Below are 14593 nucleotides of genomic sequence, written 5' to 3'. Positions count from 1 at the left end.
TTTACAATAAACAACGCTTGCACTGGAGCTTAGGTTTAGAAACTCCAGAGTTTATTCATAGAAAATACAATTCGATAAAATATAAATCATATGCCAGAGAAGTGGCCTAGGAATGTTGGCAACTTTTTCAAAACCCGTAAGGAATTTTTTGAAAAAGTTGTCAATGTTCCGAGAAGAAAAACGATATTTATAAATGAAATTTTTAACCCGAAAAAGGTCAACCCATTTCAGGACAAGACACCCTCCATAATGTATACTTTACTTCATAAAAATATAAGTCGTCATATTAATATAACTGATAATGAATTTGAATTATTCACTCAAAGACTCCAAACAAATACTTTAAAAAAAAACGAACTATTTCTTCTAGCGGGAAATAGTTGTCGATACACCTATTTTATCAATAAAGGAATGGTTCGACAATACGAAATTGACAGCAATGGCTTTGAGAAGAACATAATGTTTGCGAAAGAAGAATGGTGGGTTTCCGACCTATACAGTTTTCATAGCGGGAAAGCTGGCGACAAGTATTTACAATCGCTTGAGCAAACAGAAGTCTTTATGCTTTCAAAAAGCGACATGGAAGAACTTTTCATTAAAATCCCCAAATTAGAACGATTTTGGAGATTATTACATATAAACGCATTTATTAGCAACCAAGAACGGGTAACACTTCATTTGTCTAAATCGGCAGAAGAAAGATATTCAAGTTTCCTTAAAAAATATCCCAATGGAGAAATGAGAATTTCTCAAAAAAATATTGCTTCGTATCTAGGAATCAGCCCTGAGTTTTTATCAACAATGAAAAAACGAATGAAATCTTAATATAGATTAAGATTTATCAATTGTTACTTCTTGACTTTTGTACAAATAATAAATTTCAAGAAATGAATTTAATACAAAACTTAGAATGGAGATACGCAACCAAAAAATTTGATGCAAATAAAAAAGTCTCTATCGCTAACATAGAATTACTAAAAAAAGCCATACAACTTTCAGCATCTTCTTATGGGCTGCAACCTTATAAAATACTTATTGTAGAAGATGAAAAAACTAGAAAAAAACTACAACCTTTATCTTGGAATCAAGAACAAATAGTCACAGCATCTCATCTATTTGTTTTTTGTAATTATACACAAGCGAAAAATAATCTTGTAGATGAGTACATCAGTGCTGTTTCCAAAACAAACGAAACACCTAATGAAGATATAGAAGGTTATAGCGACTTCATTAAAACCAAACTTGCAGAAAAGTCACCAGAAGAACAGTTTAATTGGACAAAACATCAAGTTTACATTGCACTGGCAAACTTATTGAATGCTTGTGCAGAATTGAAAATTGATGCCTGCCCGATAGAAGGTTTTGAGTCAGAAAATTACAATCAATTATTAGGACTATCAGAAAAAGGGTTAAATGCTGCTGTTATTACCTCTATCGGCTATCGTTCTGAAAATGACACAGCACAAGGCAACAAAAAAGTAAGAAAATCCATTGACCAACTTTTTGACAAAATTTAGATGACAAACCTAAAAGGTATTTTATACGTTATTATTGGTGCTGCCAGCTACGGTATGTTAGCAACATTTATAAAAAAAGCCAATTTGGAAGGGTTAAGTACTAGCGGATTAAACTTTCTTCAGTATGTGGTAGGGGCTACAGGGTTAATTATTCTTACTCTTGGAAAAGAAAAAAAGAAAGACCTTAATATAACGAACACTAAACCCGAAAGGAAACTTATTTTGTTTGGCACAACAACTGGGCTCACCAGTTTCTTTTACTATCTATCCATACAATATATTTCTGTTTCCGTTGGTATCATATTACTTATGCAGACTATTTGGATGGGAGTCGTTCTAGAAACTTTATTAACAAAAAAGTGGGACAAACTAAAACTACTCGGAAGTCTTGTCACCATAATAGGAACTTTACTGGCGGTAAACGTTTTTGAAAGCAGAGAAAGTTTAAATTTATTTGGGGTGTTTCTTGGTATCTTGGCAAGTGTTTTTTACACTGGGTCGCTATATGCTTCCAATAGTGTTTCTTTAGAATTGCCCAATTTAAAAAGAAGTAAGTATTTAGTATTCGGCGGTTTAATTATTGTAACATTACTATGGAACTCAAATTTGATACAAGAAAATAATTTCAGTAATACACAATTATGGAAATACGGTTTGTTTCTAGGTTTTTTTGGAGCTATTCTTCCTCCCATTGTCTTCAACAAAGGATTTCCTATTGTAGGGATAGGTTTGGGAAGTATTTTGACATCCATTGAAATTCCTGTCTCAATTACTATGGCATACTTAGTCTTAGATGAAGAAGTGAAGTTAATACAATGGCTTGGTGTTTTTATTATCATTAGTTCAGTAATTTTAATAAACCTGAAAAATATAAAAACTGGCTACAACAACGCATATAAAAAATAGCGGCTCTACTACTCCATCGAAACTTATTTTCTTAAATTTAGCTTAATGAAAAAAACGAAAGGTATTAGTTCGAAAACCGCTACTTTTCATATGCAACCCGTTACAAAACATTTAAACATAACATCCTACAAGTAAAATACATATCATGAGATTAACAGAATTAAAGCTTAAAAACTTCAGGTGCTATAAAGACGAAATCAGCTTTGGAATTAATGACTTGACCTGTATAATTGGGAAAAATGATGTTGGAAAATCAACGATATTAGAAGCTCTTGACTGTTTTTTTAATGGAACAATTGATAAAGGCGATTTGTCGGCTGATGCTGACGGAAATATAATTGAGGTAACATGTGTATTTGAAGAATTGTCAAGTAAAATTGTTTTGGATTCTTCAGTTGAAACGAACCCGTCTGATGAGAAAATATTAAACTCAAAAGGACAATTAGAGATAAAAAAGGAATTTAAAGTTGGCAATACAATCGGCAAGGCTACCTATTTGATAGCATTGCATCCGACTCATGAAGATTTAATAAATATTTTAAGTTTAAAGAATGCTCCATTAAAAGCTCTAGCAGAAAAAGTTGGAGCAGATATGGCAGGAGTTCAAAAAACCAAAAATCCACCAATCAGACAAGCAATTAGAGCGGTTGTTGCTTCTCCTGAAGAAGAAATTCCAATCAAAGTGGATGGTAGTCTAGACACAGACAACAACTTAAAAGCAGTTTGGTCAAAACTGAAAGGATTTTTGCCAATATATTCAATTTTTAAAGTTGATAAGAACATCGACGATAAAGATAAGGATGTACAAGACCCAATGAAGCAGGCTATTAAGGAATCTTTAGCTATTCCTGAAATTAAAGAATTATTAGAACGCATTGAAGAAGAAGTTAAAGCGAAATCTTCTGAGGTAGCTGATAGAACATTAGAAAAACTAAAAGAAATAGATGAAAGCTTAGCTGAAAAAATGAAATCTGACTTCAATAAAGTTCCTACTTGGGATAAAATATTTGATTTGACTTTATTGAATGAAAATGACATTCCACTTAATAAACGAGGGAGTGGTGTTAAACGATTGGTTTTGCTAAGCTTCTTTCAGGCACAAGCAGAGAAAAAGAAAGTAGAAGATAATTCTCCTGCAATTATATATGCTATTGAGGAACCTGAAACGTCTCAACATCCTAATCATCAAAAAATATTAATAAACTCATTAACAGACTTAAGTAGTCAAGACAATATTCAAGTTTTATTTACAACTCATAGCTCTAATCTAGTTAAAGAAATTCCAATTGAATCTTTAAACTATATCCATAAAACAGGGGAAGGATTACAAATTGAATATGGTATAAATGAATCAGGACAAGTTAATAGTGAAACTTTAGATAAAATCATTGATACTTTAGGTGTTTTACCAAACCCAAAAGATAGTGTTAAGACTCTATTGTTTGTTGAAGGGAATCATGACATTAATGCATTAAAAGAATATAGTTCCATTCTAAGTCAACATGACGAAGATGTAATTAACCTTAATGATAATGAAACTATTGGTGTAGTTATATCAGGTGGTTCCAGTTTGAAATTTTATATCGACAATAAGTATTTAGATGGTTTAGGAAAACCAGAAGTTCATATTTATGATAATGACATAGCTGATTATAGAGCTTATGTTGCAAAAATAAATAGAGAAGGTAATCCTAATAAAAAAGCCTTTAATACATCAAAACTTGAACTTGAAAACTATTTGACAAAAGAAGCTATTGAAGAAGCATATGCAACTAATGGAACGGTTGTTACAATCCCAGAGATAACAGATGAAATGGATGTTCCCAATACAGTTGCTAGAAAACTTTATGAAACTTCACCTGATAAAAATTGGGATGATTTGGAAGAATCAAAACAGAAGAAAAGAGAATCACGGGTTAAAAAGTTATTAAATACACAAGCTGTAAAGCAAATGACCGTTGAGAGGCTTCAAGCAAGGGAAGCATATGATGATTTAAAGTTATGGCTTGACACAATAAAGAGTTTGAATTAAATAATAACGACGCGCTAACATTTTGTATAAGTAATGGCAGGCAATGTGCTAAAAATCAAGGCTTGTAGCCCGCTCAAACTGCGTAGTGGTTTGACAGGGAATTACCACGCAATCTGCCACTACTCATACAATTTACCGTTACCTGCAACCAGAAAACCCTTCCAAATGGAGCATCATCAAAATCAATCAACCTTTTTTGCCATTTGACAAATTCCGAATAAAATGCAATGACAATTTTTGTGACTATGGACAAATTAATAAACTATCTGTTGGAATTTGGGCAGTTAAATCAACAGCAAATTGACTTGATAATAAGAAAAGTACAGGTATTGGAGTTGAAAAAAGGCGATTATTTTTCCGAAGCAGGAAAAATACCAAAACAAGTAGCATTTATTGAAAAAGGTATTTTAAGGGTATGTTACTATAACAGCAAAGGTGATGAAATCACTAAATACTTTATTGACCAAAACAATTTTGCAGTAGACATAAACAGCTTCAATCAAAAAATCCCTTCTTCCGAATATGTTCAGGCTGTAACAGATTGTGCACTACTTGTATTTTCTACAGAATCATTCAACGATTTGTCAGCTACTATCATTCAGTGGGACGGCATTATCAATAAAATAACCGAAAAAGCATTGGTTGAAAAGGTAAATAAACTAAGTCCAATGTTAGCCGAAGATGCTACAACAAGGTATCTAAATTTTCTTGAAAAGTTTCCGAATTTAGCCAACAGAATTCCGCTTTCCTATCTCGCTTCTTATTTAGGAATCACTCAATCATCGTTAAGTAGAATTCGAAAAAGCATCTGAATTCATTATTTGCCAAATGGCAAATGTTTTTGCTTTTGTAGTGCTGAACTTTGCTTCATCATTTTAATAAAAAACAAAAAAATATGGATTCAATAATTATTACAGGAGCAACCAGTGGAATTGGCTTTGAGTGTGCTTTACAAATGGCTCAAATTGCTAAAAACGAGCAAATTATCATTCCTGCCAGAAATATTAGAGCAGGAAAAGACATAATAGAAAAAATAAAAGACAAGACAGGTCATAAAAACCTAAAATGCTTGGAATTGGATTTAGCTTCTTTAGAATCTATAAGAAAGTTCTCTGAATCATTTGCCAAAGAAAAAAACAATTCCATTTCTATCTTGATAAATAATGCAGGAGTACAGAATATTGGCGAAACACAATATACGGCAGATGGATTTGAGCAGACATTTGGTGTAAATCATCTCGGTTCGTTTGCCTTGACTATGCAATTGCTACCCTTAATGAAAAATGAAGCGCACATAACATTCACATCTAGCGAAACACACGACCCAGCACTTAAGACACCAATAGAACCACCAATTTATACCAGTGTTCAAGAGCTTGCTTTCTCAAAAGAAACTTCCGAAAAACCTAACATAGTTGGACAAAGAAGGTATTCTACTTCAAAATTGTGCAACATAATGACCACTTATGAATTACAAGAGCGATTAAAAAAAACAAACATTAGGGTAAATGCCTATGACCCAGGAATGACACCAGGAACAGGACTTGCCAAAACTTATTCACCTGTTATGCGATTTTTATGGAAAAACGTATTCCCTGTTTTGACCCTATTAAAAAGCAACATACATACACCAGCTCAAGCAGGAAGAAATCTAGCAAAACTTGCTTATTCTGAAAAGTACAAAGACTTGAAGGGAATTTATTTCTCGGATGGGAAAGTTGTTAAAACATCTGCTGAATCTTACAACAAGATTTTTCAAAAAGACCTGTGGAGTGGCAGCCTTAAACTTACAAAAACTTTATTTATAGAATAAAAGAATTGATTTCATGTAGATAGGTTACAGATAACATCTGTTAACTACTTGCAGAGAAATTAATCGCAATAGGCCACTCAGTAACAATTATCAGTAGTAATATTGAAAAAGTCAAAGAAAAATTATCAACTACCAACCTTTCAGTAAGTGAAGTTGCTTATCAATTAGTTTTTGAACATTCACAATCGTTTAACAAACTTTTTAATAAAAGACCAATTTATCGCCCTTAGAATTCAGGCAAGCGTTTATCTAAATAAATCTAGGGACGTCAAGGTGTATGGATAATAGCAGTTTTATTGGGTCTATAAAATTTATACATACTTAACATTTTATTTTATTCTAGAATGATCCATTTAATAAAACCCACAGACTTTTAATAATATAAAAATGGAAATATGACTATGAACACTCATTGCAAAACCCTGAGATTACAAGGTTATGCACTTTAGCGATATACCCATCAGGTAAGGGTACGGAAATATCTCTCTCTAAGCACTCAACCTTTCCACATTGTAAACATCTAAAATGGATGTGATTATGAGAATGTACTTGCTTTTTCTCACCACAATTAGAACAAATGGCAAAATATTGTTTTCCATCGTCTCCAACTATTTTATGCACACTACCATCTTCACAAAATCTGTTTAATACCCTGTAAATAGTTGCTCTATCTATATCTGAAGTAAGGTTTTCCTGTATCATATCGTGACTCAAAGCATTTCCAGAGGCTTTAAGCACTTCTAATATTTCTGTCTTTGATTGTGTTTTCCTGCGTTTCATATTTTTTATTGCGACTATGTTGCAATATTAAGAAAAAAAGCTACATTTGCAAAATACATATTGCGACATAATCGCATTAAAGATGTAAAATGACTAGACGTGAATTAATTAAATATTTAGGAACAACTGGATTAGTGCTCTCACTACCAATACCAATTTCAAGCTTTACAAAATACAACATTATGACAGATAACAAATCATTTGATGCCATTATTATTGGCGGTAGTTATGCAGGTCTTTCTGCTGCAATGGCTTTAGGAAGGTCTTTGAGAAACGTATTAATAATTGATGCGGGCGACCCTTGCAATAAACAAACACCTCATTCTCATAATTTCATTACACAAGACGGTATAAATCCCAAACAAATCAGTGAATTAGCCAAAGAGCAAGTACTTAAATATAATACAGTAAAATTTCTAAATGATTTTGCTATTAGCGGAAAAAAAAATAGTTCAGGCTTTACGATTAAAACAAAATCAAGGAAAGAGGTTTCTTCCCAGAAACTCATTTTTGCTACGGGAGTTAAGGATATTATGCCAAGTATAAAAGGTTTTTCAGACTGTTGGGGGATTTCTATAGTGCATTGCCCGTATTGCCACGGCTATGAAATCAGAGAGAAGAAGACAGCAATTTATGCAGATATACCTAAAGCAATGCATCTTGCTCCGTTAGTAAAAAACCTCACTGATGATTTGACTCTAATAATACCAAATAAATCAGACCTCAAACAGGAAGAAATTCAAAAACTCAAAAAACACAATATTGCTGTTGTTGATACTCAGATTACTGAAATAGAACATCAAAAAGGAAGCTTAAAAAATATCGTTTTTTCGGATGGTAAAAAACTCCCATTTGAGGCACTCTATGCAGCTATACCTTTTAAACAACATTCTTCAATTCCTGAGAAGTTAGGATGTAAACTAACTGAACACGGACATATTGAAATTGACCTTTTTCAAAAAACTACAATAGACAGTGTCTATGCTTGTGGCGACAACTCAGGAATGATGCGTTCAGTTGCTAATGCAGTTTATAGTGGAAATATAACCGGAGCAATGGTAAATGCAGAATTGGCAAAGGAGCAATTTTAAAGCATATTCTAATCAAATTAATAAAACATCTAAAACATAAATTATACATAAATAGAAAAACAACCATGAAATCAAAATTAATTAAATTCTTATTAGTAATCCCTATAGTATTCTTACTACTTATTTCTTGTGAAAGAGATGACCCCGAACCATTATTGCCGACAATTGACAACGTGGAAGTTGGTCTCAACAATAACGAAATTGGTGTTGTTGATAGAGATCTCCACTTTAATGCGGAAATTCTTGCGGGAGATAAGATTGATTTAGTGCAGATAAAAATAGAACCTATAGAAGGAGAAACCTATGCAAGTCCCTGGAGCTATGAAATAACTTGGGATGAATTTAAAGGCGTTAAAAATGCAACAGTTCATAAACATTTCGACATCCCTGAAGATGCAGTAGAAGGATATTATAGTTTTATTATTGTAATAACAGATGAAAATGGTACGCTCTTAGAAGAAAAAAGAAATATTACTATTTACACAGCAGAAAGTTTACCTGTAGATCCTCAGGTAAGAAATATATTGGTCTATACTCACGATGATCCGAAACGATATCTTTTTAATTTTACAACAGGTACAGGAGACAAAACACTTAAAATAGATGAGTTAACGAGTGTTCAGGCTTCTGTAAAGAATGTAAAAGGAGACGGTAAAATGTATGTCGTTTTAATCAACAAAAAGCACAACCACAAACCAGAAAGTATTGATGACATTGATTATAGTAAAACCATTATTTGGGATATTGATGAGCATAAAGACATTGAAAATACTACTAATTTCAAAAATTATACTACCGATTTTACATCAGTAGGTATTATAATAAAAGCTGGTGATCTTTTAATAGGGACAGGGAATGATAATAACCTTCCAACAGCTAATCCTATTACGGGAGGAGATAAAGCATGGGAGTCTGGAGATTATTATTTAGGACTACTATATGAGAATACAACTTATAATATGGGGTTATTTTATTATATAGAAGTTTCATTAGGGATATAAGAAAGTAATTTAGCAGTGCAAAAATGTTTCAATTTGAACTGCTTTTTATTATTAATGTCTTAATTAAAAAATATCAATAGAAGCATCAATACTTGGGGTAACAACTCAGGTGTGATGCGTTCTTTTATTGCTGTAATTTCTGTTGGAAAGATAACGGTAAAAATATTTCAAACAAAACTAGTTCATTTTATTGTGAACTAAAAAACTTGGTATCTTTGCTGTTGTAATTTTATCAATGTAATTGATTGTAATATGGTCTTAACGGAAAAACAGAAAGAATTAGTCGAACAATTTGGTGTTTTAAATGAAAAATACGGATTACCTCCAGCCGAATGCAGAGTTTGGGGTCTTTTCTTAGTAGCAGATAAGGTGGAGTTGACATTTGATGAAATTATGGAAACGTTGAATTTAAGTAAAGGAGGAACTAGTAATGCTTTGAAAAGACTACAAATGACCAATCACATCGATTACATCACCAAACTAGGAGACAAGAAAAGGTATTTTCGTTGTAAGCTGAACAACTGGACACAAATGACCAAAGAGAATTTTGAAAAATTTGATGAGTTAAATATAATTCTTAAAAAGATTTTAAGAAATAGAAACTCTAAGACTACAAGTTTCAATAATGACCTTAAAGAAGTAACTGAATTTTTAGATTTTATTTATAATGAAATGCTACTAGCCATTAACAAATGGGAAGCTAAAAATTAATTTTTTTACATATCAAGTTCATTAAAAACTGAACTATTTATTATTGTGTGAACCATTCACTAATTTGTAACAAATTATAGAATTATTAAAATGAAAAAAATAAAAAAGGACAACAAAATTGTTAAATCAGACAAAGAAAAAGATTCAATACACCTTCGTAACGTGCTCACTACAGTATGTATAGCCTTAATGGCGGTTATAGCATCGGTTTCTGGTTTAAACGTAGCTCAACCAGATTTAGCTTTAGACTTTAATACTTCACAAAATACAGTGTTATGGATGATTAATATTTATACACTTACTCTAGCTGCTCTTCTTTTACCACTAGGTGCTGTTGGTGACCGTTTAGGGCGTAAACCTGTTTTAATAACTGGATTAATCATTTTTGGAATTGCAAGTGCAGCAGCAGGTTTTTCACCATCATCAACGGTAATGCTGGTTGCAAGGTTTTTTAGCGGTGTAGGTGCAGCAATGATAATGCCTATTACTTTAGCAGTAATCACCTCAACATTCCCTGGTGAAGAACGCTCAAAAGCTATTGGTATATGGACAGCTGTTGCAGGCGGTGGTGGAATTTTAGGTATGTACCTTTCAGCTGTTTTAGTAGATTTTGCCAATTGGCGGTGGCTTTTCCTATTACCTGTAGTTCTAGTTGGTATTTCTATTTTAATGGGCTTAAAATTCATTCCAAATTCAAAAGAAAAAAATCAACACACTTTTGACTATGTCGGTTCAATTTTTTCAATAATAGCAACAATAAGCTTAGTGTACGGTTTGCACGAAGCTCCAAATTTAGGACTTCTTAACCCCATTGTGATAGCAAGCTTAATTATTGGTATAGGAATGCTTATAGGTTTTGTTTTATGGGAATCGCAACATAAGTCTCCTTTACTCGATTTCAGTTTCTTTAAAAACTCTGGTTTATCTAAAGGGACTATTTCACTACTAGCCATATTTGGTGTGCAAGCTGGTATTTTTATTGTGTTATTTCCCTATTTCCAGGCTGTATTAAACTGGTCAGGATTAAAGGCTACTTTTGGATTAATGCCAATGGCAGTGTTAATGATGTTTTCATCAGGGATTGCCCCTAAACTTAGCCTCGCCATTAGCTCTAGGCTTACAATTGCCTTAGGTGTGTTTTACAGCACTATTGGCCTAGTACTCTTAGCAGTTTCGGTATCTGCAACTGGAGGCTATTTATCTGTACTACCAGGTATGATTGCTATGGGTATAGGAATGGGGCTATCAATGACTCCTTCTACAGAAGCCATTACTAATGCCTTACCCGAAAACCGCCAAGGTGTGGCTTCAGCATTAAATGATTTAACCAGAGAATTAGGCTCTGCATTGGGTGTAGCTCTTCTTGGAGCACTAGTTACAGCTGGTTATAGTAAAGCTGTCTTGAAAAAACTACCTGATGTATCTACTGAAATCAAAAATAGTGCAAGTGAAGGTATTGCAAATGCATTGGCGATTGCTCCTAATTCTGGCAACCAATCACAACAAATTATTGATGCCGCTAAACAGGCATTTGTAGAAGGATGGCAGCAAGCAATGTGGGTAGGCGTAATTGTTATGTTAATACTTTTAGTATATGTATTAATTGTCAAACAAAATGAGAAATCCATACCTCACTCTCAAAATGAAATAAATGAAAATAATTCATCCATAGTAGAAATCTCAAGCAAAACTATTTAGGGTATTCTAATATTATTTAAACCGAGAGAATGAAACCGAATATACCCATAAAAATCAGCACTTATACAGGAGTTGCATTAGTGGTAGCTAATATGGTTGGTACAGGAGCCTTTACAAGTCTAGGCTTTCAACTATCAGAGCTAAAAAGCCCTAGTACAATTATTTTTTTATGGGTTTTAGGCGGTGTAATTGCATTATGTGGAGCTTTTAGCTACGCAGAAGTTGGTTCCCAAATTAGAAAATCAGGGGGTGAATATATTTTTCTTTCAGAGCTATTTCATCCCTTAATTGGGTATTTATCAGGATGGATTTCTATAACCGTTGGTTTTGCTGCACCCATAGCCTTATCTGCAATTGCTGTAATCGAATACTTTCCTTATTATCATTTGTCACCTAAATGGGCGGGTATTTTATTAATAGGTTTTATTACTTTAATTCATTCGCTAAACCTAAAAGTAAGTGCTAAAGTCCAAAACATTAGCACCTTATTAAAAGTGTTTTTAATCGTACTATTAATTACAATTGGACTTGTTTTGCCTGCTGAATCAAATGCTATATCTCTAAATACCAGTCAATATTCAGAGCTGTTTACACCAGCCTTTATCATTGCTCTTATTTACGTTAGCTATTCTTATTCTGGATGGAATGCAGCAGTTTATATTATCGAGGAATTTAAAAACCCTAAAAAATCAATACCAAGGGCATTGGTTATAGGTACATCTATAGTTACCGTTCTATATACACTCTTACAATATGTTTTTCTTAAAATGGCAAGTTTAGATGATTTGGTAGGAAAACTAAATGTTGGTCATATAGTAAGTGAAAATATATTGGGCTCAGGTACGGGAAATCTATTCAGCTTTGCAATTTCGTTACTTCTTGTTTCAGGAATAAGTGCTATGGTTTGGGTTGGGGCTAGGGTAACTTCAAGTATGGCAAAAGACTACCAAATATGGCGTTTTTTCCGGAACAAAGAAGGCACTATTCCTAAAGCAGCCTTATGGTTACAATTTATGGTAACCGCTATAATTTTAGTCACTGGTACTTTTGAGCAAGTATTAATCTATTGTGGATTTCTATTAACAATTTCGTCAGCCTTCACAGTTTTTGGTGTTTTTAAACTTAGACTCACGAAGCATCAATATGACAAATCAACTTTTAAAAGTCCCTTTTACCCAGTCCCGCAGATAATATTTTTAGTTTTCTCAATAGGGATGGTCTTTTTTGCAATATATCAATACCCCGCAGAAACAGCCATAGGTTCTACCAACGTATTAGCAGGTATAGGGTCTTGGTTTCTTAATAAATATGTAATCACAAAAAACAAATAAATTAAAAAAATGAAATTATCAATTCAGTCTCTACCGGTATTTACAGCAATTGTATTACTAGCTTCTTGCGGAAACAATGAGCAACAAAGTTCTTTTAATCAAAAAGAAAAAATATTGAACAAGCAAGAATTATCAAATGACAAACCTCACAATCACCCAGCTCATAATTTTAGTGATAAGAACACAGTTGAACAGCTAGCATCTCGTTATGAGTCTCCTGAAAGAGATTCTATTGAAAGACCTGAGCAACTTTTAGCTTTCTTAGGGGATATTAAAGGTAAAACAGTAATGGATATTGGTGCAGGTACTGGATATTACTCAGTAAAATTAGCTAAAAATGGAGCTAATGTGATTGCAGCGGATGTCAGCAGTGAGTTTCAATCATACCTTAAAACTCGTATTACAGAAAATAACATTTCAAATATTTCCTTGAGAAAAGTACAATACGACAATCCACTACTTGAAAATAATGAAGTGGATATGGTATTTATAGCTAACACGTATCATCATATTTCCAACAGAATAGATTATCTAGCTAAAGTCAAAAAGGGACTAAAAGAAAATGGGGAGATTGTAATCTTAGATTACCTAGACGTGGCATTTCCAGAAGGTGTAATGGCTCCACCTACTAAGATGAGAGTATCAATTGACCAAGCCATCAAAGAGCTTAAAGAAGCAGGATTTACAAAATTTGAGATTGAAGTAAATAATTTACCATATCACTATATTGTTAAGGCTAAACTAAAGAGTTTATAATATTTATAAAAGAATGTACCTATGATAGAAGTCTTTACAACCAATATTCCCAACACCAATAGAGCAAAGGGAGTTATTCATAAACTTAAAACTAAATTCCCCAATTCAGAAATTCATTTTGATATAGAGGGTGAGGTAAGTAATTACCCTTGTACACATAGTATTATACGATTTGAAGATACTCAAGTTCCATCCGTTGCTATAAGAAGTTTAGTTATTCAAGAAGGCTATAGATGTGATGTATTAATAGATAAAGTCTGTTATTAAATTTAAGGTATATGAGTAACTTTTGGGAACAAAGCTTTCAGAAAAACAACAAAATGTGGGGAGAAGAACCTTCTGTATCAGCGGCTATGGTAGCTAATGATTTTATGCAAAAAGGTTACAAAGAAATCTTAATACCAGGTTGTGGCTATGGTAGAAATGCAAAACCGTTTATAGATTTGAATATGGAGGTAACAGGTATAGAAATTTCTCAAACAGCTATAAATATTGCAGCCAAAACAGTCCCTCATAACTTTAAAATTTATAACGGTGATGTAACTGATATGTCTTTTGATGAAAAGAAATATGATGGAATTTACTGTTATTCTTTACTACACCTTTTGGAATTAGAAGAAAGAATAAGTTTGATAAATAAATGCTATGCTCAATTAGTTAAAGGAGGCACAATGGTTTTTGTAACATTATCAACAAACGACTATCAATTTGGTAAAGGATCTAAAATTTCAAAAAACCGTTTTTTATCAAAACATAATGTAAAATTGTATTTTCACAATGCTATAACTATTGATGAAGAATTTAGAGCTTATGGTCTAATTGGGGCCAAAGAAATTCTAGAACCTAAAAAAAATCCTGTAAATAAACATTTTGAAACCTTATGGATGATAACCTGCAGGAAGTAATTACCATACCAAGATAAAGTGTCAAAGAATAATGAATAACTTTGTCCAGCCA

General features: G+C 32.8%; 15 protein-coding genes and 1 pseudogene. 15 read left to right on the top strand and 1 reads right to left on the bottom strand.

What is annotated here, in order from left to right:
- The first annotated feature begins 90 nt into the window (after nucleotides 1–90).
- The 7 genes and pseudogenes from A6I66_RS15825 to A6I66_RS16995 all read left to right on the top strand — a co-directional run.
- Nucleotides 91–825, top strand: a complete 735-nt coding sequence (locus A6I66_RS15825; RefSeq protein WP_084399737.1) for a Crp/Fnr family transcriptional regulator — start codon at nucleotides 91–93, stop codon at nucleotides 823–825.
- 62 nt (nucleotides 826–887) lie between these two features.
- On the top strand, nucleotides 888–1517 hold the full coding sequence (locus A6I66_RS15820) for an NAD(P)H-dependent oxidoreductase (RefSeq protein WP_067151692.1): 630 nt from the start codon (nucleotides 888–890) through the stop codon (nucleotides 1515–1517).
- Nucleotides 1518–2423: an EamA family transporter gene (locus A6I66_RS15815; RefSeq protein WP_067151690.1), complete on the top strand. Its 906-nt coding sequence runs from the start codon at nucleotides 1518–1520 to the stop codon at nucleotides 2421–2423.
- 145 nt (nucleotides 2424–2568) lie between these two features.
- Nucleotides 2569–4455, top strand: coding sequence for an ATP-dependent nuclease (locus A6I66_RS15810; RefSeq protein WP_067151687.1), 1887 nt, complete (start codon nucleotides 2569–2571; stop codon nucleotides 4453–4455).
- A gap of 245 nt (nucleotides 4456–4700) precedes the next feature.
- Nucleotides 4701–5267, top strand: coding sequence for a Crp/Fnr family transcriptional regulator (locus A6I66_RS15805; RefSeq protein ID WP_067151694.1), 567 nt, complete (start codon nucleotides 4701–4703; stop codon nucleotides 5265–5267).
- A gap of 83 nt (nucleotides 5268–5350) precedes the next feature.
- On the top strand, nucleotides 5351–6268 hold the full coding sequence (locus A6I66_RS15800; protein WP_067151684.1) for an SDR family NAD(P)-dependent oxidoreductase: 918 nt from the start codon (nucleotides 5351–5353) through the stop codon (nucleotides 6266–6268).
- Nucleotides 6269–6369: 101 nt separating this feature from the next.
- A pseudogene (locus A6I66_RS16995) lies at nucleotides 6370–6521 on the top strand (helix-turn-helix domain-containing protein); the annotation flags it as partial.
- Nucleotides 6522–6667: 146 nt separating this feature from the next.
- Here the strand turns inward: A6I66_RS16995 and A6I66_RS15795 are convergent.
- The gene (locus A6I66_RS15795; RefSeq protein WP_067151681.1) at nucleotides 6668–7048 is read right to left on the bottom strand and encodes a Fur family transcriptional regulator; all 381 of its coding nucleotides are present in this window, start codon (nucleotides 7046–7048) and stop codon (nucleotides 6668–6670) included.
- Between the two features lie 89 nt (nucleotides 7049–7137).
- Between A6I66_RS15795 and A6I66_RS15790 the strand changes: the two genes are divergently transcribed.
- From A6I66_RS15790 to A6I66_RS15755, 8 genes are all read left to right on the top strand, one after another.
- Nucleotides 7138–8139 carry an NAD(P)/FAD-dependent oxidoreductase gene (locus A6I66_RS15790; protein WP_157614266.1) on the top strand — a complete coding sequence of 334 codons (1002 nt, stop codon included), beginning with the start codon at nucleotides 7138–7140 and terminating at the stop codon, nucleotides 8137–8139.
- A gap of 65 nt (nucleotides 8140–8204) precedes the next feature.
- Entirely contained in the window at nucleotides 8205–9140 is a 936-nt protein-coding gene (locus A6I66_RS15785; RefSeq protein WP_067151675.1) for a DUF4625 domain-containing protein, read from the top strand.
- A 252-nt stretch (nucleotides 9141–9392) separates the two neighbouring features.
- Nucleotides 9393–9851, top strand: a complete 459-nt coding sequence (locus A6I66_RS15780) for a GbsR/MarR family transcriptional regulator (protein WP_067151672.1) — start codon at nucleotides 9393–9395, stop codon at nucleotides 9849–9851.
- A 90-nt stretch (nucleotides 9852–9941) separates the two neighbouring features.
- Complete coding sequence (locus A6I66_RS15775; protein ID WP_067151669.1) at nucleotides 9942–11549, top strand: MFS transporter; 1608 nt, start codon at nucleotides 9942–9944, stop codon at nucleotides 11547–11549.
- Nucleotides 11550–11578: 29 nt separating this feature from the next.
- Nucleotides 11579–12880 (top strand): APC family permease, encoded by a 1302-nt coding sequence (locus tag A6I66_RS15770; protein ID WP_067151666.1) that lies wholly within the window; start codon nucleotides 11579–11581, stop codon nucleotides 12878–12880.
- A gap of 9 nt (nucleotides 12881–12889) precedes the next feature.
- Entirely contained in the window at nucleotides 12890–13636 is a 747-nt protein-coding gene (locus A6I66_RS15765; RefSeq protein WP_084399734.1) for a class I SAM-dependent methyltransferase, read from the top strand.
- Nucleotides 13637–13657: 21 nt separating this feature from the next.
- Nucleotides 13658–13903 (top strand): hypothetical protein, encoded by a 246-nt coding sequence (locus tag A6I66_RS16815; protein ID WP_067151660.1) that lies wholly within the window; start codon nucleotides 13658–13660, stop codon nucleotides 13901–13903.
- 11 nt (nucleotides 13904–13914) lie between these two features.
- Entirely contained in the window at nucleotides 13915–14541 is a 627-nt protein-coding gene (locus A6I66_RS15755) for a class I SAM-dependent methyltransferase (RefSeq protein WP_067151656.1), read from the top strand.
- Nucleotides 14542–14593 lie beyond the last annotated feature (52 nt).

This window comes from Pseudotamlana agarivorans (genome assembly GCF_001642835.1).
In the GTDB taxonomy this organism is placed as follows: Bacteria; Bacteroidota; Bacteroidia; order Flavobacteriales; family Flavobacteriaceae; genus Pseudotamlana; species Pseudotamlana agarivorans.
Note: the sequence above shows the minus strand (reverse complement) of the source record. Positions and strands in the feature narration are given on the sequence as shown.